This window comes from Streptomyces cinnamoneus (assembly GCF_014650495.1).
Taxonomy (GTDB): Bacteria; Actinomycetota; Actinomycetes; order Streptomycetales; family Streptomycetaceae; genus Streptomyces; species Streptomyces cinnamoneus.
Genome location: NZ_BMVB01000039.1, coordinates 1 through 24,133, shown reverse-complemented (window position 1 = coordinate 24,133; position 24,133 = coordinate 1). Strand labels below are relative to the sequence as shown.

Here is a 24,133-nt window from a genome sequence, read left to right as displayed (position 1 = left end):
GTGGCTCATGCCCGCGGTGAGCTTGCGCTGTTCAGTCGCAGGCGCAGCCGCTGGGACCGCGGACACTGAGCACCTCTCCGACGCAGCCGCCGGCCCGCCACCCCCTGCCCCCTGCCACCAGGCCCCTGCCACCAGGCGCCCTGCGACGGTCCCCCGGCGGGGGAGGGAAAGCGGCCAGGGCCGGTGCGCCGGCGGCATCAAGCGTGCTGCTCACCCCAGCCGCTCCCAGCGCATACACCCGGGCCCCGAGGCGGCAGCCGGCCGGTACCCGCCGCAAGGCCGTACCGGCCAGCCGCACTGCCCGCCCAGTCCCCGCCACCCCCCCCAGCCCCTCACCCAGCCCCTCACCCAGCCCCCCCCCGCTTCACCTCCCCGAGACCCGGCCGGTGTCCTGGAGGAGCCCGGCACGCCTCCGCGCAGCCTGGCAGGCTCTGCGAGGACGACCACCGAGGAAGGGACCGCACGCCGCCCCGAGGGGCGAGAATGGCGCCATGGACAACCTGCTGCACCTCGACCGCACCCTTGATGAACTGGACCCGCCCCGCTGGACGGCACCGGCTGCCGACGCGACCCACCTGGTCCGCAAGGTGCACAAGTTGCGGTGCATACCGCTGCGAGAATTCCGCCCGGCCGACCTGCACACACTCATCTTGCAGCAGGTCGCCCTGCCCTACACACTTCCCCTCGCAGTGCGCCTGCTGATCGAAGAACCGCTGCTGGACGCATCCTTCTATGAGGGGGACCTGCTGCTCGCGGCCGTCGATGCCCCGGCCTCCGCCTGGGCCGTGCTGCCGGAGCCCGGCGAGCAGCTGCGCACGGTGATCACGAGTCTGCCGCAGGCGGCGGTCGCGGGCTTGCCCCGCGGCGCAGCCGGGGAACTCGCCCGCTTCGCCGGGCGCCCCCTCTCACTACCTTGCTGACCGGACACAAAAGCTAGCGAGGGGATCCGCTCAAGGACCCGGGCCAAGGCAACCGGTGGCAGCAGGCAGCGAATTCGCCGAAGAACAGCCTGCTCGGCGATGACGGCCCGTCCACCGCAGTAAGCGAGGCGTCAGGCGAGGACACCGGTGCGGGCAGCGAGTCCGCGCAGCCCGGCGATGGTCCCCCCGGCAGCCCGGCAGCCCGGCAGCCCGGCAGCCCGGCAGCCCGGCAGCCCGGCAGCCCGGCAGCCCGCAGACAAGGGACTTCACCCCCCGTCCGTGCGCGGGTTCCCCGGACGCGTGGTGTTCAGCGGCCAGGAGCACGCGGACGCAATCGTCAAGGCGGCCCTACCGGCCAAAGGCAGTGGCCATGCCAGTGCCCCGATCCGGCCTGGTTCCCGGCGCTGCGTGATTGCCGCAGAGAGCACCGGCGGACGCGTCGCTCTCTGTGGAACGCGGAACGCGGAACGCGGGGCCGGGGGGCACCGGGTCTGGGCAGGGCCTGAGTCAGCCGAGTCCGGGTCTTCGTTCGCAGCGGGACCATCAGCAGGCTCCCTTTTGGGCGAATGGCTGGCGCCTGGTGCGCCCAGAGCACTCAACCCCCTTAACCGGAGTATCACGAGGAAGGCCCCTTCACCCAGACAGCCCCCGACCGGCCCCTGAGCCCCACCAGCCGGACCGGCGCGGCCCCAGAGGCGTCAGTTCATCAGCAGCAGCCGCGTGTTCGGTACGAGCTTCCGGTTCACGCTGGTGCTCTGTACGAAAATCGTGAAGTCGTCGTTGTGATCCGGCTTGACACGGACTTCCACGTCTGGCAGACCGAGCAGGGCCCGGGCCTCCGGCCCCGTATACACCCGGTCCGTCTTCTTCTCCAGCACCGCAATCTGCTTCCGCGCCTGGATCTTCTCCGACTTACTCAGCTGATAGAACGCACAACCCGTTCGGTAAGCGTGCCCGCATTCGACGACCCACTCCCGGATGGCCGCGTCGCGAGCCACCGGAATCAGCTGGTAATCCGACGGATCCACCGGGGTGAGACCGGCCGCCTCGATGGTTTTCCTGTTGACCGCCTCTGCAGTCGTGGAGAACACCGCCCGCGATCCCCGGATGCCCTGGGCGCGGCCCACCATAAATTTCTCGGTGGCCTGCCGGATAACCTGCCCGGCCTCCTCCAGCCCCTGTGTGCTCGTGGCGTCCCAGATGGCGATGTTGTCCTTCGGGAAACCGCACTGCATGGCCTCGCGCTTGCCCATCTGGTCCGGCACAAGAACAGCCAGCGTCCAGTTGTCCTCCTGCGTCTCGATCATCTTGGCAACGGCCTGCACCAGCTCACGCGGATCCCTGGAAGGAGCATCCACGCAGCGGTGGCTTGCGTTCTCCTGCCCGTCGGTCAGAACGAACGTCAGGAAGCTGTGATCGCCGTACAGCTGAGCCGTCTGCGCCAGCTCCCGCTGCGACTTCAGCGTGGCCGCCAGCAGAGCCGTCATACCGCCGACCCGGTACAGCTGCTTCAAGGACGGCATCCGCAGCACATCCTTGTCGTAAATGACGCACTCCACCTTGTCCGCGAAGACGTACACCGTCACGCGGGTCTCCTGGTCCAGTTCCTCCGACCGGCGGGCCAGATACGCAATCTGCTGGTCGGCGACTTCGACGACCTTCCGGCTCAGGCCCGACATGGACGAACTCGCATCCAGCACAAGAGCAACGTGATTGATGTAGTTCTGGCATACGGACATGACCGTCCCCCTCGTTTCGGCTTCCGACTCGATGCTCCTACCGTCTCACCCACCACTGACAATCGACCCTGGCTCCCGGACCGGATGAAGAGCCCACCCAGGGGGCACAGCCCGGACGCGGGCCGGGAGGCAGCACACGAGCCCCCGGCCCCTGCCACAGCCCCGGGGCCTCTGCCTGGCACCGCTGAAGTCCGGCAGGCCGTCGGCCAGCCGGCCGTGGCGTATACCCACCCCGCGCCCCCCAGCCCCCGCAGTGCGCCCGGCTGTTCCTGCGCCGAGTCTGCCTCACAGCCACGCCGTGGCTGTGAGGCAGACTCGGCGCAGGGAGGTGATCCAGTGGTTGCCGGCTTTATCGGTGGGTGCTGACACCGCTTGTCGATCGGCGCCGACACGGCCCGGTGTCGGCGGAGAGTGATGTCGCTGTTGGCTCTGGCTCAACTTCTGTGGTGCATCTACGCTCTGTGACTGTTGATCTTGGCTGCGTCTCTCGGCAGATTGTCCTGAAATAGCTGGAGCAGTCTCGCCGTGCCTGAAGGTTCGGGGCTGTGAACGAAGCGTTACTCCGCTTAGAAGAACTCCTGTTCCTGTCGGACCCTGAAGTCGCGGTGATGTCAGCGGAGGATGACGGCGAGGGGATCTGGATCGGCGTCGCACGCAGATCTTCCGGTGCTGAGTGTCCGGGCTGCGGAAGGTGGTCGAAGCGGATTCATGGGTCCTACCTGCGGTTTCCCGCTGATCTGCCGAGCGCCGGGAGGCGTGTGGTGCTGCGCCTGCAGGTCCGCCGGTTCACCTGCGCTGACGCTTCCTGCCGACGGCAGACCTTCGTCGAACAGATCCACGGACTGACCCGCTGCTACGGACAGCGAACTGAGCGGCTCCGTTCGGCCCTGGCCGAGGTGGGTCTCGCCTTGGCCGGCCGCGCCGGCGCCCGGCTGGCGGACGTCTTCGGTATCTCCGTCAGCCGTAGCACGGTACTTCGGCTGGTCGAAGCGATACCTGACCCTCAACCGATGGCCCCGCGGGTGGTGGGCATCGACGAGTACGCGATGCGCAAGGGCCGCATCTACGGGACCGTGATGGTTGATGTCGAAACCCGCAGGCCCGTGGATCTGCTCCCCGACCGCGAGGCGGCAACCGTCGCCGCCTGGCTTGCCGAGTATCCAGAGATTGAGGTGGTCTGCCGCGACCGTGCGCCCTTCTTCGCCGAAGGCGCCAGCACCGGGGCGCCCACTGCGGTGCAGGTCGCGGACCGCTTCCACCTCTGGCGCAACCTCGGCGAAGCCGCAGAGCGATGCGTATCGCGCCATAGAGCCTGCCTGCGAGCGCCATTCGCGATGCGGCTGCGAGGGCGTCACCACGCCACCGGCTCCCGGACCTGGCGCCTCGCCCTGGCCGACTGGACACCGGTTCGCCGGCCGAACCCGCGAGAAACACGCCATTGTCCACGGAATGCTCGCCGAAGGACACAGCCGTCGCGCGGTCGCCCGCGAACTCCGGATGACCTACCGAACCGTTCAACGCCTGGCCGACGCGGCCACCCCGGAAGACCTCTTCCAAGGGCAGTGGCAAAACCGCAGGACGAAGTTCGACGACTTCAAGCCGTACTTGCCCGAGCGGTGGGCCGAGGGCTCCACGAACGCCTGGACTCTCTGGAAGGAGATCCAGACCCATGGATACGCCGGTAGATACGGGGCCGTCCGTGCCTACCTTCGTCCCTTCCGGGACGCAGTGCCGGGTGGCCGGCCGCCATCTCCCCGGACCGTTGCCAGTGCGACCCTGCCCCACCCCGACGTACTCGCGGAGAGCGAGCGCCTGAAGCTCAAGTCCGTTCTCACCCACTGCCCCGAATTGGATGCCCTCGCCGGGCATGTCCGCTCCTTCGGGCAGATGCTCACCCAGCTCCAAGGTGAACGGCTTCCGGACTGGATCGCGGCGGTCCGAGCCGACGACCTGCCCACCCTCCACACTTTCATCAACGGCCTCGAACGCGACCTCGCAGCCGTCACGGCCGGGCTGACCCTGCCCTGGAGCTCAGGTGTCGTCGAGGGCCACGTCAACCGCATCAAGATGATCAAGCGCCAGATGAACGGCCGCGCCGGCTTCAAACTGCTACGGAAGCGTGTGCTGTATTCCTGACAGGACACTGAGAGGCGTCGTCATCCGGGTCAGCAGAGCTGGGCTTCGCCTACACCTGTTCCTCATAGAGCTCGACTTCACTGGGCGTACAGTCGATCAGTGGCACGAGACGACCACCCATCGCGTCGGCCCACGGGCCGAAATCAGCATCGGCGTCGTGGAAGAACCAGGAATTGAAGCTTCCGAGACCTTCCAGGTCAGCGGTGGGCTCGTAGCGGAGCTCACAGTGGACCTGCAGGTAGTGGTCGTGCTCGCCGTCGGCATCGACGACAGCGAATTGCCGTGTGAGATCCAAAGTGAACATCGGCGTGCCGTTGAAGGCGTAGGTTCCGTACTGGAAGAGCAGCCCATCGCAGTCGGGTGTGGGGGCTGTGTCGAAGCGTTGCCGGCCGAAGCGCAGGTAGGCCAGCCAGGCATCCCGTGTGGTCAACTCGGTCACCGGCGATCGCCCGGCATCCAGTTCGGAGCGCAGGACACCGAGAGCCTCCTCCATGCGCGGACGGCTGGGCATCAAACTCTCCTCGGACCAATCGGATCTGCAACCTAGCTTCACGCGGCGATCTCGCCACAGTCGCCAGGACCACCTTGCCCGATTCGGTAACGCTTAGTTACAGCTCCACAGCCGCCGTCCTCGCCCTTGAAGTGCTCCCGGACCGCGTGCACTGTGCAGGAGCAGTGCGCGCATATCAGGCATTTACGGTCCTCCTCTCCGAGCCGGTAGATGTCCTGCGCCTGGATCGTCGCCTTCCCCAGGCGGGCCTCCAGCATCCGAAAGCTCCTGCGTCGCGCCGCCACCGTTGTCCCCTCGTGTCCGTCCACGCATGCCTGGTCGATCATGCCCAGCCCGGCGCCTGGTGATCCAGAGCCGGGACGACAGCCACGACCGGTCCGCGGCCAAGCCCGGCTTCGGCTCCGACGCTTCGTTGGTCACGGGCCGGTGAGGATGGTGTGGGTACCGACGCGGCGCCAGATGATGTGCCGGGTGCCCCGTACCTTCTCGTCGCCGTACTCCCATGTCGCGCGGCCGTTGGGCGCCCAGGTGAGCTCGTACACGCCGGGGGCGGAGCGCAGGCCCTTGATACGCAGGCCCGCCCCTTGATACGCAGGCCCGCGCGGAAGCGGCCTGTGCGCAGGTCCTCGGCGAAGGCCGCCACGGTCTGGCGGAATCGGCGGTGCTGTTCCGGGGTGAGGCGGTCCAGGTCGGGGGTGAAGCGGGGAAGGGTCTCGTAGGTCGGCACGTCGGTCCTCCAGGCAGCAAGAAGCCCCCGGCGTTGTCGGGGGCGGAGAGTTGGTGACGTGGTGCAGGGGGCGGCGTCTTTGGCCGCTGGCGCAGATGTGCGCTGGTTGACGGTGACGTCGTCTGCTGGTGGTTTTCGGTGTGGGTGAGGCGTGTGTGACTGGCTGCCGCGCAGCATTTACATGGCCCTGGTGGTGTCCGCCGGGCGGCCGCGGCGTCGCCACGGATGCCCGCCGGGCGGGATCGGCCGTGAAGTTCTGGTGAACCCCCCGCCTCGCGGGATCGTGTTTTTTCGCAGGTCAGAGCCGGTGTGTGCTGGGGCGATGCTGAGTGTCGCGAAGATCCAGAGGCGTAACGCGTGGCGGTACTACATCCGGGGAGTCGCGTTCGGCGACGGCCGCCGTCCGGTCGGCCAGTCGTTGAAGGACGCCCAGGAGCTGGCCGGGCTCCCACCGGGACGGTGGCTGGGGCGTGGTCTGCGTGCGCTGGGGCTGACCGAGGGCGGCCAGGTGTCCGAGCGTCAGCTGGAGCTGCTGTTCGGCGAGGGCCGGCATCCGGACGCGGACCGCATCGAGCGCGGCCTTCTGGCCGACGGCGTCGACGCGGCCACGGCCCGCCGGCTGACCGTGCTGGGGCAGCCGATCGAGGAGATCGAGGCGCGCAAGCAGACTCCGCTGCTCGGCATGGACTTCACCTTCCGGCCGCAGGCGTCGCTGGTCGTGCTGTGGGCGCTGGGCGACGCCACCGTGCGCTGGGTCATCGAGCGGGTCCACGAGCGGGCCGTCGCCACGGCGCTGCGCTGGCTGGAGGAGGAGGTTGCCGAGACCCGGTGGGCGTCAGGCCGCGGCCGCGCGAAGACGCCCGCGCTCGTGGTAGCCGCCTTCCGGCACATCGACAACCGCGACGGGCTGCCGCTCCTGCACGAGCACTGCCTGATCCTCAACCGCGTCCAGCGCCTGGGCGCCGACGGTGATCCGGTGTGGGGCGCTGTGGACACCTACCGCCTCTACCAGAACGTGGTGGCCGCCGGGACGTTCTACACCCTGGCGATGACGACCGAGGTGTGCGAGACCCTGAGGCTGGCGACCGTGCCGCGCGAGGTCACGCCGGGCCTGCGTCCGGTCATGGAGATCGCCGGAGTGCCCGAGGACCTCATCAACTGGTCGGCGTCCCGCCGCCAGCGCATCGAGGACGCCCTGGGGGTGCTCACCGACCAGTACGTGAAGGACCACGGACACCTGCCCGGCGAACGAGGCTGGCACGGGCTGGGCTGGTGGGCGGCGCAGGAGACCCGGCCCGCGAAGAAGAAGCCGAAGCCGCATCAGCAGCTGCTCGCGTGGTGGCGGGCCTCCGCGATCCTCCGCTTCGGCCAGCAGCTCATCGACAGCCTCCCGGACAGGTGCCGGGCAGCCGGAGCGGCGATCCGGGCGCGGGTGGATCCCACCGTGGACGTGGCGCTCGCCGCCGTCGACGTCGCCGCGGTCGTCTTCACCGTGCGAGAGAAGTTCTCCCGGCGCCACATCCTGGCCGAAGCGCGCCGGCACCTGCTGGAGACGCTGCGCGGCCGCGAGTTCACCCGCGGCTTGGACGACTGCATCGCCCACCGGGCCCTGCTCCGGTACTCCCGCCGTCACACGGTCACGAAGCCCGGCCGCCAAGCGCCGGCGGCGGACCGGGTGACCTACACCGCCGACTTCCCGGTGCCGCACCGGTGGTGGATCGCCCCCGCCGAAGGCACACCGCCGCGGGAGTCCAGCCGCTACGAGCGGGCCCGGGTCGCCAGCCTTGCCGTGCAGAACGCGATCCGTGACGCCCGTATCCGAGCCGCCACCGCCACCGAGGCGACGGCCTCGGCCTCCTCCGCACCCGCCGACCACCGCGCCCTCGAGGGCGAGACGGCGTCCGCTCCCCACGCCGCCGACCACCTGGGCCGGGACGCCGCCCTGACCCCGGCGCAGCGAGCCGCCGCCGTCCAGACCCACCACCAGGCCGCAATGCCCGAGGAGTACCTGGAGGGCCGCACCACCGACCCGGCGACGTGGCTGCGCACACCAAAGAACCTGGACCGGCTCGCAGCCTTCACCCGCGCCGCCGACACCCGCCGCCGCGCCATGGAGGACCGAAAGGCCCCGGCCACCGACCCGGCCAGCCCGGTCGACCAGCACCGCCAGGAGCACGAGCAGCAGCGCCAGCAGCCCGACCCCGGCCAAGGCCAAGGCCAGGGCCTCCGGCCGTGACGCGACGTGCGGCCCGCACGGCGGGACGGACGACGAAGTCACCGCGCCAGGCGCCGGGACGCGACCGGCCGCCCACTCCCGAAGTCACCCAGGAGCGGGGAGGGTGCCGGGGACCACTCCCTCAAGCACGGGGCCCCCATGGTTGTTGCGACCCCGCCACACCTTTCGCCGGAACAGCGTGAGCGCCTGGAGCAGCTCGCCGACGCCACCCGGCTGCGCATGGCGCTGTCCCCGTCGCCGACACCGCCACCCGCCCGGCACGGCTCCCACTCACGGCAGTACCCCGGCGGCCGGCCGACCCGTGACGCACCGCGCGGGGCCGCCGCCGGGGATGAGTGGACGCGATGGGCTTCACCGTGCACCATGCACCATGCACGGTGCATCGTCTGCGGCACCTTCACCACACTCGGCTCCCCCTTCTCCGCCCTCGAACTCCACACCGTCCCCGCCGTCTGGCTGCTCCACCCCCCCTGCTGTGGCCGCCGCGTACGGGCGCCGCTACGCCGACCTGTATCCCGGGGCCTGGGAGGAGACCGGCATTCCCGCCACCGCCTGCGCCTCTGCCGACAGCTGGCGCACCTGGGCGACCAGCGACCGACCCGGTTGCTGACCGCGAACCGTGTACGGCGGCGGTGGTTATATCTACGCCTCAGCAGGGCAGCGAGGAGGGCCGTACTGCCCCGCGCGGCGACCCGCCTTGCCTGCGGCGGCTGGAACTGCCGGTGAGCGGACGGGCAGTCAGCTCCAGGTGATGGAGTGGGGCGTAGGTTCGGCGGCGGCCGATTCGCCCGCGGCCGCGCCGATGCCGCCGGTCTACAGGGTCTGGACTGTGGTGTCCTGATGCTCCCACAGGTCCTTGCGGACGGCGAGCGCCGCGAGCTGATGCGCGAGTGGTGGAGCCGCTTCATCGTCAGCTGCTGTTCGCGCGCGACGTGGGTGCTCGGCGTGCGGCAGGGGCGAGATGGCCAGGCCGTCGCCGACGCGCTGCACTCTGTCGCGGGAGACTGCCGAACGCCAGAGGTCCCGGTCGGCCGGCTCATGGATATCACCCGTCGGAAACGCAGGTTGAACAAGGAGGCTCCGCCGCCAGGTTGCCTGGTTTCCCACCCGAGCGGTAGACGGGGCAACCCTTCGCAGTGAGGCCTGGGTGCGGTGAGCTCTTACGCGCCGGTCATCGCTGGCTTCTTTTCTTCGCCTGACACCTTGAGGAGCACATCAGTGAAGCGCACCGTCCTTCGCGCCGCGGGGGTATCCATACTGGCAGCGGCCGCCATCGGGACAGTGGTTCCCACGGCGGTTGCCGCTGGAGGCGGTCACGCGCCGGGCAAGTTTTCCACCCATGCAGCGAAGGCTGTTGCAAAGGCACCTTCCGTGAGCGTCAAGAAGATCTTCACTGGGCAGGGAACCGTCCCCTCGGTAATCGTCACCTTCGACTACTCCTGTAACGCGGCGACCCAGCGCCTGGATGTCACGCTCACTTCTTTTCCGCCACTTCCCGCCGGTGCCACGTACCTGAAGGCGACGAAGGCGGAAAGCACCTGAGATGTGACGGTGCGCAGCACACCGGCTTCGTGGAGTGGACGCACCAGACTCTTGACCGGGACACTCCCGCGCGGGCAGTCCTGTTGCTCTACGACAAGAGCGGTGAGCTCCAGGTGCCGATGGCGGAGAAGACCATGAAGCCGGGAGCGGGTATCCCGCCGCTCGGCTGACGGACCGCAGGGATTGGCAGCCGGTCCGCATGTGCCTGGGCGGACCGGCTGCCGGGCGTCAGGGGCAGGGCGCCTTGTGTGGGAGGTCGGGCAGGAAAGCGGGCCATTCCTGGGTGGTGCTGAGGGTGCAGATGCGGTCGGCGACGTCGTCGGTGTCGAGCTCCCACAGGCGGTTTGGTCCGGTCCAGGCTCGCGGTGGCGAGCGTGCGGCTGTCGAGTGGGAAGGCGAGGGCGATGACGGTGTCGTCGTGGCCCGTCAAGTTGGCGGTGGTCCGGTGGCTGCTGGTGTCCCACAGGCGGATCGTGCGGTCGGCGCTGCCGCTGGCGAGTGTGTGGCCGTCGGGGGAGAACGCCAGGGTTTTGATGACTCCGGTGTGGCCTGTGAGAGTCTGGGTCCGGCGGTGGGTGGCGGCGTCCCACAGGCGTATGTCCCCGCTGGATCCCGCCGTGGCGAGGAGGCGGCCGTCCGGGCTGAAGGCCACCGCCCACGTGGTGGCCGGCTGCCCGGGGAAGGCGGCGATGGCGCGGTGGGAGTTCATGTCCAGCAGCTGTACCTGGCCGTTGGCGGAACGTGTGGCCAGGGTGCGGCCGTCGGGGCTGATGGCCAGGGTGCGGGGGGTGGCGTCGGCGTTTGCGCTGAGGATGGTTTTCGATCGGTGGGACCGGGTGTCCCACAGGCGTGTTGTACGGTCCTCGCCCGCCGTGGCGAGAAGGCGGCCGTCCGGGCTGAAGGCGAGGGCGAGAACGGCCTGTGTGTGGCCGGTGAGCGTGGCCTCCGTCTGCCGGGAGGCCATGTTCCACAGACGTACCGTCCCGCCGGTGCCCGCGCTGGCGAGTGTGCGGCCGTCGGGGGAGAAGGCCAGCGCGCTGACGGCGTCGGAATGCCCGGTAAGGGCGGCGTTCTGCCGGCGCCCGTTGGCGTCCCACAGACTCACTAGGCCATCAGCGTCACCGATGGCCAGCATCCGGCCGTCGGGGGTGAAGGCCACTGCGAGGGGCGTCTGCCGCGCGCTGAGCGGCATGGTCATCCGGCCGGCATCCAGGTCCCAGATTCCGGCGCCGGGCGCCCCGCCGGCGGTGCCTTCGGCGGAGCCCGGGCCGGGCGCATCGACCGACACGGTGGCGAGGCGATGGCCGTCGGGACTGACCGACACCCCGTTGAGGGGGCGCTCGCTGGTGAGGGTGGCGGTCGTCTCATGGGAGGCGGTGTCCCACAGACGCACGCAGACCCGAGTCGCACCGACCGACAGTCCAGAAGCCATCCTGTGCCGAAACCAATGGTGGTGCCATGGCCGAGGTCCTCCACCAGATGGACAACGGCAAGCACGTCGCCATGGCCGGCGGCGGAGACACGCTGCGAAAGCTGGCTGTGGCCGCCCGCGACCTTAAGTCAGGGAAAGGAACCCGTCATCCGGAGCTGTTCCTATTCAAGTCCTGGGGCGAACTTCAGGACTACGCTGAGAACGACCCAGCAGGCGCAGACCGCCTACCTGGGTCGACCTCGTCGACGACCTCGGCACCGAAGCAGTCCTGGAGCCGTCGACCGCCTCGGCGCCGAGAACGCCTGCGACGTAACGGTCTCCACCGTCCACAAGGCCAAAGGCCGCGAGTGGCCCTCCGTACGGATCGGCGAAGACTTCGCAGAACCCGAGCCTGACGCGCTGGGTCGCCCAGGCCCGATTCCTGTCGGCGAGGCGCGCCTGGCCTATGTAGCGATCACCCGAGCTCGCCACCACCTCGACGTTGGCGGCCTGGGGTGGTTCAAGTCACACCCCCAAGCCGTGCAGGCTCAAACGAAACTGATTGCGGAAAGCGACTGAACGCCCTGCCCCATGCCCTGCTGCACGTGCTGATCGGCACATGCGGGTAATGGGTGCTGGCTCGCGGGTATGCAGTGTCTGCTAAGGCGCTGACTATCCATCTGCCCGAACCCGATGGGCCCCGCCAAGGTCTACCTGACGGGGCCCAAGTCCACATTTGGAAGTCTAACTGCTATCCGCCACTCAGCGGCAGGTCGGGCAAGCTTCGCAAAAGAGATCGCACCTCATCTTTTGTCGCCCCCACGCGTGTGTCGAAGTCACAGTCATCCCCAGTTTCGAGCGCTTCGCTCATGAGTGATTGGACAAGGAAGAATTCCTCCCTGGCCATCGTGACAACGATCTCTGCGCCTTGATCCTGTACCTGCATGTTCTTACTCCGGTCTGAAGTTCCTGGTGAAGTATGAGTAACCCTCCTTAGGTGCGAAAGTGGTGCCTCCGTCCCTGGCGTTAGGATTTCTGATTACGATGATGCCGTTCCGCCAGTAGGCGCTGCGCCCGCCTCCCCCGACTCGCCGCTCACCGTTTAGAATTACATCTTCGACCATTTCTGCGAACTGCTGACGAGTCCGAATCCCTGGGAACTCGCCTTGCTTCAGTACGTGTTTTTCGAACGCGTGCCCGTCGGCGCCTGCGAGCTCCTGTGCAGCCAGCTTGGCCTGGAGACGTCGCTGATCAGCGACGTTGCAGTTGGCGTTGTGTACCAGAACTGGGGTACCGCCCGCGAGCACATAGTACGTGTGGAGGCCTTCAACGGTGAGGTTGTAGGTGCGGGCGTGCTGGCTGTACGGGTGGTTGGCGTGGACCCCGGACCGTGGTCTGGTTGCTGGTGATGAGGCTAGTGCCCGGGGTCAGCTCGCTCGCTGGGATCCAGCGGCGTCGTTCGGGATTCCAGAAGGGGTGTTCGGAGGTGGCTGTAAGTTTCCTTGGCCCTTCGGGAGTGTCTATGGTTAGTTCATTGAAGTGTTTGTCGTCGTCGGTGATGATTTGCCGGGTGACTGTGCGGGGTGTTGTCACCCGTGTGTTCGGGTTGGTGGCGAGGACTTGCTCTCCTGCTCTGATGTCCTCGATGTTCTTGGTGGCGCGGTTGGCCATGAGGACTTGAGTGCCGGCCAGGAAGCATTTGCATCCACGGTTGAACAGGTTGCGGATGATGTCTCGGACGGCGCTGCCACCCTTTTTAGTGGCATTTTTCAGCTGGTTAGCCTTTTTGGTGGGGCTGAGTACCAGCATGAGGTCTTTGCAGGCGTCGAAGTTTTGTTTGTCCAGGCACTCGACTTCGCTTTTCAGTCCGTACCATTCGAAAGCGAAGCCCAAGACTCCGTCGTAGCATCGCGCATCGGTCTTAGGGCATTCCTTGTTCCAGACGGCGATCTCGCCGGTTTCTAGTGCTTTTTTCCTCGCGTCAGCTTCCTCCGACTCTATGCGGTGGAGAAGCTCTGTCTCGCGATCCTGTATCCAGAGTGTTTGTGCGCGGGCTTTGGTTTTTGCTGAGGCGATGGTGGCGGCGTCGGCGTCCTGGCCGGCCTGGGTGGCTGAGTTGTATGCTTCGGCGGCTGAGCGGTAGGCGTCGTCGGCGCTGTCCTGGGCCCACCCTGCCGACGCTTCGGCGCTGGCAGCGTACGATTCTGCCGCTTCAGCGTCTGTTGCTGCCGCGGCTGCAGCATTTCGGGCGGTCTGGGCTGATCGTGCGGCTTCGGCGGCGGATTGTGCCGCTTGTTCTGCGTACTGGCGTGCCTGGGTGGCGTATTCCTGGGCCTGTTTTGCTGATTCCTTGGCTTGCCGGGCGTATTCGAGGGCTTTTTCTGCCGCATCGTTGGCGGTGGCAGCCACGGCGGCGGCATTTGCCGCGTTTTCCTGTGCGGTGGCGGCGGCTATGCCTGCCTGGGCGATCAGTTGCTTGACTCCCGCGATATGCGTGGCGGTGAGCTGGTCCAGGCGGGCTGTGGCATCCTGCCCGGTTTCGATGAAGGCGTGGAGTAGGTGGGGCGGGCTTTCGAGGGCGACTTTGGCGGCTGCCTTGGTCTCGGGTCCGCCGCCGTCCATGAGGCGGGAAGCGGTGACGCGTTCGTCGGCTTCGAGCGCGGTGTACTGGGTTTCCGCAAGGAACTGGCGGATCTTGTCGAGGGAGCCGCTCCTGAGCGCGGCACGGGCAGCGGCCCTGACCTCTGTTCCTGCGCCGTCGGAGACCTGGCTGATGCGCAGGCGGTAGTCGCTGAGCGCAGCTTCGTGCTGTCCGGTGCTCAGGAAGGTGCTGACCTGCTTGGCTTCGCCCTTGAGAGCCTCTTGGGCTGCTTTGCGGACAGTCTCGAGCGTGCTCTCCAGGGCGAGGTGCTGGACTTCGGCGCGTTCGTCTTCCTGAACCGCCTCCTGCCGGCCCGATCGCAGGTAGCCGACGACAGCGTCGTCGGATCCGGCGAGTGCGGTCTTGGCGGCCGTCTGGCTCCAGGGACCGCGGGTCTTGAGGTGTCGCTGAGGAGGGGGGTAGTTGGTGTGTGGGGTGGTGTGTGAGCTGGTGTGTTGGTGGTGGGGTGATAACTGGGTTTGATGGGTGTGGGGGGCTGTGATCTGGGGTTGTGTGGGTTGCAGTGGGAATGGCCGGGTCGTTGTGGGTAGTTTCTGCGTCTAATGGCTCGGCTGGTGTTTTGCCTGGTGAGGGGTGTTTTGCCTGGTCAGTGGGGTTTGCCCTGTGGCGGGTTTCTTGATCGTTGATTTGCTGTGCATTTGTTGTCGGGTTGCGTGTCCGCTGTGTTCAGCGGGGGGAGTACCGGGCGGCGTGAATGCCTGGCTGTAGTGGGTCCCGTGTGTGCCGAGCGGGGCCCTTTCCTTTCGGCTTGCAGGCGTTGTGGCTGAGGTGGTGGCGTAAGTGGGTCAGCGGGTGCGTGTGGGGCGGCTTTGCTGTTCGGCGAGGTGGTCGAGTTGTACCGCGTCGAGGGTGACTTTGGTGATCTTTTCGGTGCCGTCGGTGATGGCGGTGATAGCTGCTTGGCGGATGAGTCGGGTGAGGCTTCCGATGCGGCCGGCGGTGCGCTGGTGGAGGTAGGTGGCGTGTCGGGGGAGGGTGCCGGGGCGGTGTGAGGTGAGGTCGAGGGCGTTTTCGAGGTCGGTGATGACGTCGGTGAAGGGTCGGGTCTGGCCGTGACGGGCGGGGAGGGGACCGCAGGTGATGAGGGTGGCGCGGCCGGCGAGCTGGGCGCCGCGCACCCCGCTGAAGAGGGGCGTGGTGGTGACGTCGATGCCGGCGTAGACGAAGGTCGCGTGGATGCGTTCGGTGAGGTCTTTGAGCAGGTCGGCGGCTTGGGCGCCGGTGGTGGTGCGGGGGTTGAGGCGGTGGATTTCGTCGATGAGGACGAGTTGGACGCCGGCGGTGTTGTAGGTGTGGCAGACGGCGTCGGTGATCTGGGCCTGGGTCATGCGGGTGGTGACGGGGATGCCGAGGTAGCGGGCGAACTCGGTGGTGAGGGTTTTGGCGGTGGCGCCGGGCGGGACGAGGACGTAGGCGACTGGGACCTGCGCGTGCCGTCGGCCGGACGGGGCCGGGTTGCGCTGGGTGTGGGCGAGGTGACAGGTGCGTCCGACGTGGAGGAGGGCGGTGGTTTTTCCCGCGGCCGCGGGGCCGGTGACGATCAATGAAGGTCTGGCGGTGGTGGTTTGGTGGCGGCCGAGGATCATTAGGGTGCGCACGTGGTGGGCGAGGGTGTCGATGGCGGGGGTGCGGACGGTGACGAAGGCGGAGTGGTAGGCGAGGCGTTCTTCCGTGCTGCGGGCCGCTTTGCCGGGCTGGGGTGGGGCTGGTGGTGGGCTGGTGGCGAAGTGCTGCCAGCCCTGCCAGGTGGTCACCGGCTCGGAGGGCCCGATCATGTTGGCTGTATCGGGGGTGAGGGCGCGGTTGCCGCTGCTCGTTCCGGTGGCGGGTTGGGTGTTCACCACTTCAGTGCCTCTGCCTGTGCGTCGTAGAGCCCGAGCCCGGTGTAGGGGACGGTCGGCATGCTGGCGTCGATTTCCTCGGTGTCCTGGTCGATGGTTTGGGGCTCGTCGGGGGTGTCGTCGAGATGGTCGAGGCTGTCGGTGTCCGCCGGGGGAGCCGGTGGGGGATTTGACGGTTCCTGCTCTGTATGGCCGGGTGCGGCGCGTGGTGGGGGCAGGGGTGTTCTGGCGGGTGCGGTGCGGGTGATCAGGCGGTGTTCGGCCTTGGTGGCATGACCGGTGCGGGCGCGGCGCATGAGCTGGTCGAGGGCGTCGGCGAGGTCGGCCTCAAGGCTGTCGGGGTCGGTGTGGCGGGTGATGGTGGTGCGGATGTGCTGCCATGTCTGTTCGTTGAAGGGGCGGTGGACGTGGGCGCGGTGGATCCACGGGATCTCGGCCAGTTGTCCGTCGGGCAGGCGCAGCCAGACCTGGCGGGCGTCGTGCGGATTGGTGTGGACCTCCCATTTCCCGCCACGCGACGCGATGGGGGAGGGCTGTCCGCGGTACGGTCCCAGCAGATCGCAGTCGTAGGTGCGGTGGTTCAGGCGGATGCCGCGTTCGGTGATGGCCTGCCAGCGTACCGGCAGCAGTTCGAGGTAGTCGTCCCTGGTCAGGGGCACGGGTACGTAGCCGGCGACCGAAATGAGGGCGGCCCACATCTGGTTCGGCGTCAGCGCCGCTTTGGGCAGCACCGGATGGCGCAGCCCTTCGTGAGGGCGGTGGTGGTAGTGGACGAGCCATTCGTCGAGCAGGTCCTGCAGTTGCGCGACGGTGAAGCACGCTTCGCGTTCGGCATCCCGGCCGCGGCGGGTGATGTCGGAGCCGGTGTAGCCGGGCAGGTGCTGGCAAAACAGCGAATTGATCGAGCCGAAGGTGCGCTCGACGATGCCCTTGGCGGTGGGGGAGTAGGGCGGAGCGGGCTGCACGCTGATGCCGAGGCTCTCGCAGGCGGAGGTGAACGTCCTGGACAGGAAGACTTTGCCCCGGTCGACGATGATCGTTTCAGGGAGCACGACAGGGCGGGCGGCCGCTGCCTCGAGGCGTTCGTCCAGGGTCAGCAGCCGCTTATGAGCGTGCAGTTGGGTGTGAGTGAAGCGCAGGGCGTCGGGCCAGGCGGGGCGGGCTGGGTGGGGCACGGCCATCTCAGCCAGGAGCAGGGCCGCGTCCACGGCCTGCGTGCCGCCCGGGCACAGCACGGCGGCCAGGATCGCGCGCGTCGCGACATCTACCGCGATGGTCATCTCGGGCCGGCCGAGGGTACCGTCGTCGAACAGGGCGATGACGTCCAGGCGGGTGGTGTCGATCTGCACCTGCTCCCCGGGCCGCAGCGCGACGGTGGGGGTGTGGCCGTGTCCGTCCTCGGTGATGGGCGGGGTGCGCGCGGGGCGTGCGGGATGGTCGGCGGGGCCGGCGAGTTGGCGGACGAGCCGGTAGAAGGTGGCCTGGGGCGGCATGGGCACGCTATCGCCGTACCGGTCCTGAAGGACCTGCGCGACCCGTGGCATCAGCGCGCTGACGGTGCCCTTGGAGCGGCCCCGCTGCTTGCGCAGCACGTCTTTGACCGCGGCGACCACCCTCTCGTCCTGCCGCCCTGAAGGGCTGGGGCCGCGGGTCGTCCGGTGGTCGACGAGCCCCCACAGCCCTTGTCTGCCGTAGGCCAGGCGCATGCGCTGCACCGTCGTACGCGACACCCGGGCGAAGCCGAGCGCGGGTCAGCTCCTCGGCCTTGGCCCGCTCCCGCTCGGCCAGCGTGTGCCGTTCGGGGTCGTACTGCGGCCGCACCACCCCTCCGCTGCCGGGCCCGCCGGGCAGACCGCACTCGACCTCCCTCACGTGCCGCTGCCACGCCAGCGCCTTCTCCCGCGCCGCGGCCGGGGCGGTCTCGAACAGCCCCCACCGCGGTACCGCCTCAGGCTGCTCCACTTCCGCCTGCGCTCCCAGCACGGCGAAACCCTCATCGGCGAAGAGGTGCCCCGCCAGCACCGTCTCATCGCTGCCTTCCTCGCCCGTCAGGTGCACACGCTGGCCGGCCAGGGCAACGACCTGCCACCGCAACCCGCGGAAACGGACATGCGCCCCGACCGCCACCACCGGCCGTCCGCTGCTCACACCGCCTCCCCACACCGCGCACCGGCGTCATCGCCACGTGCGTCCGTGTCCGCATCCTCCGCGATGTCCCGGGTCTCCTCGTCATAGTCGTCCTCACCCTCGCCGGCGTCTTCCTGAAGGCGACCGGCCGGCACGCCTGTACCGGCATTGGGGAGGGAGCCGGGACCGACCATGGCGCGTTCGTGCAGCGGCGTATCCAGGTCTGTCGTCAGATGTCTGTGCCACATGGCGTGGAAGACGGCGGGGAGGACCTCGATCGGGTCGCCGGTTGCTTGGGCACCTTCCAGCAGCGGCCGCGGCCGAGAGAACGCTTCGAGGACGGCCGCCGTCAGGCCGGGGCAGCCGGCGTTACGGGGGTGGCGGTAGCCGGCCAGCCATTTCAGGTTGGCGGCCAGAATGTCGTCGAGCGGTGGGAGGCGGCGGTAGGTCCAGCCGATGTGCGCGCACGCCTCCGCCACCGCCTCGGCGGCCTTCATAGCGCGTTCGCCGCCGGCGTCGGAGTGACTGGGGCAATCGGCGAGCAGGGCCGCACCGTCGGCGTAACGGGCGAAGAGCTGCGGCACCCAGGAACGCACCTGCCCGTGAGGGTTGTGCCACAGCAGCCGTACCGGCCGCCCCGCCAGCCCGGTAACGTCCGGGTCGCGGTCCAGGACCATCAGCTGGGTCCGCATCGCGTTCGATCCCGCAGACACGTGCCGTCCGGTCGTGGCCGACCACCACAGGCCCGGGCCCCACCGCCGCCCCGGCACGGCCGGGAACGCGGACACGGGCGGCAGGTCCTCGAAGGCCACCGCCAGGGCCGCGTCCGCCCACCGCTGCTGGACCGTCTGCCCGACGGGGTCGAGGAAGACCACCTCGAACCCTGAGCCCCGCTCCGTCTTCACCCGCTTCGCCCGGCTCCCGGGCCCGGCTGCACCCACGTTGATCATCTGCTTCAGCCAAGCCGTATCCGCCTCCAGCTACGGTGGTTTTGGGGATTTGGACCCCGAAGGGGCAGGGCATGCGCTAACGCTTGACGCCTTCCAGCGAGGGCGCCCGGGGTTTTGAGCCGGTCCCTTCAGCCAGGGTCTGCCTCCTGGCCAGCCGTCAACACGTTCCTCAAGGCGTCAGCGGACATCCTGGCCCACTGGGCCACCTCTTCCAGGGGAACCCCGGCGTTCGCAGCCGCCAGGGCGGTCCGCTTCCACGCGTTCTCGATCAGATCGCCGCTGTGGCGGAGGTTGCGCAGAAGCTGCCGGGCGACCTCGGCGGTCGGCCCGGTCTGCGCCCCGCGCAGCTGGAGCAGCTGTTCCTCGGCGCTCTCGATGGTGCTGGTGATCAGCATCCGCTGTTCGGCGGGCACCGACGCGCGCCACATCCTCCCCGAGCCCGGCGCCTTCTTCTCCTTGCCGAGCACCCGCAGATGTCCGGCCATGGTCACGGGCTGATGTTCCCGGCGCACCCACCACGGATCGTCGTCGTATCCCGGCGGGCCGCCGGCTGCGCGGCGCTGGCGGATGACACTGCCCATCCAGGCGATCAGCGGACCGCCGTGATCCGTCGCGGCCAATGGACCCAGCCACGTGCGCCCGACCCGCTCACCGAGCCGGCGGCAGAACATCCCGTCGGCGGGCAGCGCCCGCGGCAGCCCTGCACCACTGTCCACCCACACCAGCTCGGCCATGCCCGGATCCAGCAAAGCGTCGGCGACCGCCACCACCTCGGGGAAGACGACCGCGTCCCGCCCCACGATCCGCCACCACTTCAGATCACCCCCGGCGTCACCGCCCGCGACCTGATGCAGGCGCCGTGGCCAGATTGTCTCCCGCTCCCAGCCAAGGGCCTGCTCCCACCACCGGGCCACCACCGCATACGCCAGCCCGAACACGTTCTCCGGCCCTGCCCCGGCCCGCACGGCCCGCCGCGCCACCCCGGCCCACCTGCGCTGCGCCGCGACCACCTCCGGCAGGTGCCACACGTCCAGGTACTCGTGGGGCTGGTCGGCGTCCGCGTCCAGCAGCCACCGCCCATGTCGCGCACATACCCGCTCCCACCGCGGCGCGTACCGCACGACCCGACTGTCAGTTCCCGTACGCCCGGCGGCGCACAGGCGGCAGCCGAACGCCGGCGGCCCGGCGACCGCGCCGCCGATCCGCCACGCCGCCGCCGGCACTCCGTCCCCCTCGGCCGGTAGCTTGGCGTCCTGCCGCGCCCAGGACGGCAACGCTCGCGCCAGCACGTCTTCCTCGATGCCGCACAGGCCGGCCAGGAGCTGCCGTCCGGCTGAGTTCAGCAGCACCTCGGCGTCGGCCCGACAGGTCCCGTTCTCGTGCTTGGGCTGGTGGTTGCGCCAGTGCCAGCAGGACCGCAATGCCTTCGCTTCCAGCCCGTAGCGGCTCGCGATGCGGCAGATCAGTGACGAGGTCGTTTCTCCCTGCAGGGGAGCGGTCCGCAGGAGGCCGGAGTGATGGATCACTCCACAACAGTCCCGTGTTCGCCGTTCTGGGCGGGCACTTTTGCCAGAATGCCCAGCGGTCATGGCCTGAACTTGCCGGCACCACGATCCCGGGACCAGAGCGTGCCCTGGTCCCTGGCTCAACGGCCGGACAACGGCGGTGTCAGACCCATTCCACGCCCAGCTCCCGTAGCGCGTCGAGCTGCTCGGGGGCGAGCTTGTCTCGCCGTGACTTGGTGTTGCTGTACCAGATGCCGAGCTTGGTCTGGGTTCCGTCGGGCAAGGTCACCACTGCCTTCCGGGGCACTGGCCCCCGGCCCTCCCGTTCGACCCACTGCGTGAGGGCGGTCAGGCCGCGTTGGAAGGCGGCTGCTGCCGCCTTGCCGGACGCCTTCGGGGTGCCTTCCGCCGGTGCCGGGGCGGGACGCTCAGAGGGTTTCACGCCCAGCTCGGCCAGCCGCCCCTGCTGTTCTTCCGACAGCTCCGCCCACGCGTTCGCCTGCCGCTGGAGCCAGCGTCCGAGATCGTCGCCCTCGAACAGCACGCCGGGTGCGATGTCGGGCAGCACGCCGCCAGCCTCGGTGTAGGCCAGGTCGGCGAGGACGCGGTAGTGGCGCTGCCAGTCCAGTGGCCAGGGGCAGCCCCAGTCCGGGTCAATCGCGGTGAGTTGCGCCGCGCGTACGGCGGCCCGTTCCGGGTCTTTGCCCAGGCCGTTCTTCGCGCCTTTGCGGCGGAGGTTGGCCATGTGTTGCCCGATCGGGACCTCTACTCCGTCGGCGGGGTCGGTCCACACCTCGTCCTGCCTGGGTGCGAGATGCCCGTGCGCGCGCCGGTAGGAGCGCAGCGCGGCGAGTTTCTTCTCCCACGCTTCCTCGCCGGGCTCCCAGACCATCCCGGCCTCGTCGAGCAGCTCCTTGCGGTGGGGGTCGAGTTCGCCGGCGCGCAGCGCCTTGCGCTGCTGGTGCACCCACCGCCCCAGGGGGAAGTCCTTGGTGACGCCGACCTCGACCTCGGTGTCATAGGGGACAGCGTGCAGACCGGTGATCTCGTTCTCGGCTCGCCAGCGGATGAGGGCCTGGTAGCCCTCGAGCCAGACCAGGGACTGGGGCCGGATGACGCGGCAGCGGGTCAGGGCGGCGATGTCGGCGGCGTCGCGGGGGGCGGCGAAGTTGACCACGATCGAGGTGACACGGTCGACCTCCCGCTGCGCCTCACCACCGGGCTCCTCCGCGTCAGCGCCGTCTGCCCTCCCGGCACCGCGGTCGGGGTGGATGTGGAGGCGTCGGCGCTCGGTGCCGCGGGTGAGGGCGCGGGAGGCGAGCTGTTCGACCATGCGTTCGGAGTGTGAGCGCAGGGCCTGGAGGATGTCGACGAGGGGCTGGTAGCTGGCGGAGGCGACCATGTCCTTCGGGTCCTCCCCAGGCTGGAGGAAGATCGGGATGATGATCCGCGCGACCTTCGTGCTGCCGTCCGGATTGGGGCGCAGCGCCCTACCGATGTTCTGGACGATGTCGACTTGGGAGCTGCGGGAGTCGACGATGCACACCGCCTCCACGCCGCGCAGCCCGGCGATATCCACCCCGACCCCGAGCGCTCGTACCGAGGAGAGGAAGGCCCGGTGGACCCGCCGGTTCTGGGCGTTGATGCCGTTGGCGAACTGGTGGATGACCTCGCGCCGGTGGGCGATGGGGTGGTCCCCGCACAGCCAGTTGGCCCATACCCGGTCCGGGGGTACGTGGCGGCCGTCCTCCAGCTCGTAGAGCTCGGCGTCGATGGAGGAGGCGGGAAGTTCCTCCGCGTCGGTGAGAGCGGCCGCGGATGCCTCGGTCGAATACAGCTCGGCGGCGGCCGCCGGCAACTGCTCGGCGAATGCCTGCGCCTCCTCGACCCGCTGGTGGAAGGTCATGACGGTGTGCAGGTTCATCTGCGCCGCGTGCTCCAGCAGCGCGGCCTGGAGGAGCCCGAGCCGCCGGCCGCGCAGCGCGTCCTCGGACAGGCCGAGGATCGGGTCGGGGTCGCGGATCTCCAGCACGTCGATCTCGAACCCCGCGAGGATCGCCCGCTCCACCGCCTCTGCCAGCCCGAGGTCGAAAATCCTGGTGCCGTAGGTGCTGGAGTCGGCCTCCATCGACGCGATCACCAGCTCCTGCCCGTCTCGGCCCCGCTGCGGCCGTGGCGATGCGAGGATCCGCGGGGTGGCGGTGAGGTAGAGCCGGAAGTCGATGGGGATGCGGGCGTTGTCGTGGATCGCGGCCCAGGGCCGACCGATGTCGCCGGCGGTCATGTGCCCCTCGTCCAGGATGGCGAGGTCGAATCCGTCCATCTGCTGCCCGTATAGACCTTCCCCACCCGCCAGGGCGGCCTCCAGCGGCCCGCGCACCTTCCGCTGGCCCGACGGGTCCTCCGGGTCCTCGCGGTCCACGAGGGAGGCGTACGTGGCGAACATGACCACAGGCCCCTGCCGGGCCCACATGGCGAGCCGGATCGGATTGGTGGTGGCGCGCACCCCAAGCTGCTCCAGGACCTCGTCCTTGTCCACCGAGCAGACGGCGACCATGGGCGCACGGTGCCCGACCCGGCGCCAGGACTGGGCGCTCTGCACGATCAGGTCCAGCGTGGGCACCATGACGAGGATCCGGCCGCCCGGGAAGCACTCCAGCGCGGACGCGGCGGCCGTGATGGTCTTTCCGGACCCGGTCGCGGACACCCCCGTGGCACGCGCCCCCTCCGGCGGCACAAAAGATCTTGCAGGGAATCCTACCCACTTGCGGAACGCCGACTTCTGGTCTACCTGGTGTTCCCGGAGTTCGATAACCGGCATTACGAAAACTCCTCCACCCTCATTCTCTACTGCTTCGGGAATTCACCGGGTCGGCGTGAACGGTGGTACGGACACCGTACCGTCCTCGTGCACCACGATCCGCTCGGCGAGCTGCGCCAGAACCCGGGCCGGCACGAGCCCGGCCCGGGTGGCAGCTGCCCGGATCAGGTGGCTGGATGCGGCGGTCAGCCACAGCTCGGTTCGCAGCTCATCCGCTGCTTCCCGTCGCCGTGCCGCGAACTCCGCGCGTGCTTCCAACGCGGCCTGGCGCCGAGAATCGCGCTCCCGCGCCCACTCCGAACCGTGGATGTCCTGCTCTGTCTCGTAGGTGTCCCACCCGGACGTCAGCATCAGGTCCCTGACGCGGCGCCACTCCACGTGCTTGGCGGCCCAGATAGCAGCCAGCCGCTCGGGATCCGACGCGAACTCCGACGAGTGCCCGCCCTGGCGCAACTGCCTCCGAGTCTCCCGCTCACGTACAGCCGCTTCCTCGACCCGCTGCTCAACCTGAGCAGCATTCAGACCCTCACCGTGGCGCCGGACCGAGTCTCGCGTCACATCCTCAGCGCTCCACATCTTCGCTCCCTCTATGACGCGGGTGATCAGCCCGCCCGGGGGTGTCTCGTGTTTCCGCCAACGGTACATGCTGCATCATCCTGATGCAGCCACTCCGCCAGACCCGACACGAACGAGTGACCCCCACCCCTCGTAGCCAGCCCGGCCCGCGCCAGCGGGCCTTGAAGGTCCTGGAGGCGCAGCCGCAAGGACTGTTGAGGCGGGGGAGCGCAGCGGACCCGCCGGCCCAGGCTGGAGCGAAGCGGAAGCCCGGAAACACTAGGGCGCAGCCCCACAGCTCCGGGAGCGCAGCGAATGGAGCGTCACCCCCGATGCGCAGCACCGGGGGTGCGGGCCGCGGAGCGGCCCGCTTGCGCTCCCGCGGAGCGGGAGCGCAACACCCGTGCGCAGCACGGGTGTTCGCTTGCCCATCGCGCAGCGATGGGGTAC

15 protein-coding genes and 4 pseudogenes are annotated in these 24,133 nt (G+C 69.0%); 6 read left to right on the top strand and 13 right to left on the bottom strand.

Features of this window, described 5'->3' with window-relative positions; genetic code table 11:
* The first annotated feature begins 491 nt into the window (after positions 1 to 491).
* Positions 492 to 920 (top strand): contact-dependent growth inhibition system immunity protein, encoded by a 429-nt coding sequence (locus IE182_RS30075; RefSeq protein ID WP_190113146.1) that lies wholly within the window; start codon positions 492 to 494, stop codon positions 918 to 920.
* Positions 921 to 1,618: 698 nt separating this feature from the next.
* Here IE182_RS30075 and IE182_RS30070 read toward each other — a convergent pair.
* Positions 1,619 to 2,659: a vWA domain-containing protein gene (locus tag IE182_RS30070; protein ID WP_190113145.1), complete on the bottom strand. Its 1,041-nt coding sequence runs from the start codon at positions 2,657 to 2,659 to the stop codon at positions 1,619 to 1,621.
* Positions 2,660 to 3,267: 608 nt separating this feature from the next.
* Between IE182_RS30070 and IE182_RS32325 the strand changes: the two are divergent.
* Both IE182_RS32325 and IE182_RS32320 read left to right on the top strand, forming a co-directional pair.
* Positions 3,268 to 3,996 (top strand): annotated as a pseudogene (locus tag IE182_RS32325) (ISL3 family transposase); the annotation flags it as partial.
* A 112-nt stretch (positions 3,997 to 4,108) separates the two neighbouring features.
* Positions 4,109 to 4,795 (top strand): transposase, encoded by a 687-nt coding sequence (locus IE182_RS32320; protein ID WP_229845247.1) that lies wholly within the window; start codon positions 4,109 to 4,111, stop codon positions 4,793 to 4,795.
* 49 nt (positions 4,796 to 4,844) lie between these two features.
* On the opposite strand, the gene IE182_RS30060 is transcribed toward IE182_RS32320, so the two are convergent.
* The gene (locus IE182_RS30060) at positions 4,845 to 5,306 is read right to left on the bottom strand and encodes a hypothetical protein (RefSeq protein WP_190113144.1); all 462 of its coding nucleotides are present in this window, start codon (positions 5,304 to 5,306) and stop codon (positions 4,845 to 4,847) included.
* Positions 5,307 to 5,722: 416 nt separating this feature from the next.
* A complete protein-coding gene (locus IE182_RS32570) occupies positions 5,723 to 5,848 on the bottom strand; it encodes a hypothetical protein (RefSeq protein WP_268249646.1) in 126 nt (41 codons plus the stop codon).
* Between the two features lie 507 nt (positions 5,849 to 6,355).
* On the opposite strand from IE182_RS32570, the gene mobF reads away from it, so the two are divergent.
* Positions 6,356 to 8,269, top strand: coding sequence for a MobF family relaxase (gene mobF, locus IE182_RS30050; RefSeq protein ID WP_190113143.1), 1,914 nt, complete (start codon positions 6,356 to 6,358; stop codon positions 8,267 to 8,269).
* A 1,218-nt stretch (positions 8,270 to 9,487) separates the two neighbouring features.
* A complete protein-coding gene (locus IE182_RS30045) occupies positions 9,488 to 9,811 on the top strand; it encodes a hypothetical protein (RefSeq protein ID WP_190113142.1) in 324 nt (107 codons plus the stop codon).
* A gap of 88 nt (positions 9,812 to 9,899) precedes the next feature.
* Here the strand turns inward: IE182_RS30045 and IE182_RS30040 are convergent, their stop codons facing one another.
* Positions 9,900 to 11,204, bottom strand: coding sequence for a WD40 repeat domain-containing protein (locus tag IE182_RS30040; protein ID WP_229845246.1), 1,305 nt, complete (start codon positions 11,202 to 11,204; stop codon positions 9,900 to 9,902).
* Here IE182_RS30040 and IE182_RS30035 point away from each other — a divergent pair.
* The gene (locus IE182_RS30035; protein ID WP_308432189.1) at positions 11,112 to 11,801 is read left to right on the top strand and encodes an ATP-binding domain-containing protein; all 690 of its coding nucleotides are present in this window, start codon (positions 11,112 to 11,114) and stop codon (positions 11,799 to 11,801) included. The genes IE182_RS30040 and IE182_RS30035 overlap by 93 nt on opposite strands.
* Before the next feature lie 371 nt (positions 11,802 to 12,172).
* Here the strand turns inward: IE182_RS30035 and IE182_RS32315 are convergent.
* The 9 genes and pseudogenes from IE182_RS32315 to IE182_RS29990 form a co-directional block, all read right to left on the bottom strand.
* Positions 12,173 to 12,538, bottom strand: a pseudogene (locus IE182_RS32315) (hypothetical protein); the annotation flags it as partial.
* A 10-nt stretch (positions 12,539 to 12,548) separates the two neighbouring features.
* A complete protein-coding gene (locus tag IE182_RS30030; RefSeq protein WP_229845244.1) occupies positions 12,549 to 13,844 on the bottom strand; it encodes a polymorphic toxin-type HINT domain-containing protein in 1,296 nt (431 codons plus the stop codon).
* Between the two features lie 96 nt (positions 13,845 to 13,940).
* A pseudogene (locus IE182_RS32885) lies at positions 13,941 to 14,366 on the bottom strand (ALF repeat-containing protein); the annotation flags it as partial.
* A 303-nt stretch (positions 14,367 to 14,669) separates the two neighbouring features.
* Complete coding sequence (locus tag IE182_RS30015) at positions 14,670 to 15,638, bottom strand: TniB family NTP-binding protein (protein ID WP_190113153.1); 969 nt, start codon at positions 15,636 to 15,638, stop codon at positions 14,670 to 14,672.
* A gap of 83 nt (positions 15,639 to 15,721) precedes the next feature.
* Positions 15,722 to 17,873, bottom strand: a pseudogene (locus tag IE182_RS30010) (TnsB C-terminal domain-containing protein).
* On the bottom strand, positions 17,870 to 18,802 hold the full coding sequence (locus tag IE182_RS30005; RefSeq protein WP_190113140.1) for a TnsA-like heteromeric transposase endonuclease subunit: 933 nt from the start codon (positions 18,800 to 18,802) through the stop codon (positions 17,870 to 17,872). The pseudogene IE182_RS30010 and the gene IE182_RS30005 overlap by 4 nt, the downstream one beginning before the upstream one ends.
* A gap of 128 nt (positions 18,803 to 18,930) precedes the next feature.
* Positions 18,931 to 20,328 (bottom strand): DNA-binding protein, encoded by a 1,398-nt coding sequence (locus IE182_RS30000; RefSeq protein ID WP_190113139.1) that lies wholly within the window; start codon positions 20,326 to 20,328, stop codon positions 18,931 to 18,933.
* Positions 20,329 to 20,470: 142 nt separating this feature from the next.
* Positions 20,471 to 23,128, bottom strand: a complete 2,658-nt coding sequence (locus tag IE182_RS29995) for a DEAD/DEAH box helicase (RefSeq protein WP_190113138.1) — start codon at positions 23,126 to 23,128, stop codon at positions 20,471 to 20,473.
* 42 nt (positions 23,129 to 23,170) lie between these two features.
* Positions 23,171 to 23,704 (bottom strand): hypothetical protein, encoded by a 534-nt coding sequence (locus tag IE182_RS29990; protein ID WP_229845242.1) that lies wholly within the window; start codon positions 23,702 to 23,704, stop codon positions 23,171 to 23,173.
* Positions 23,705 to 24,133: the final 429 nt, after the last annotated feature.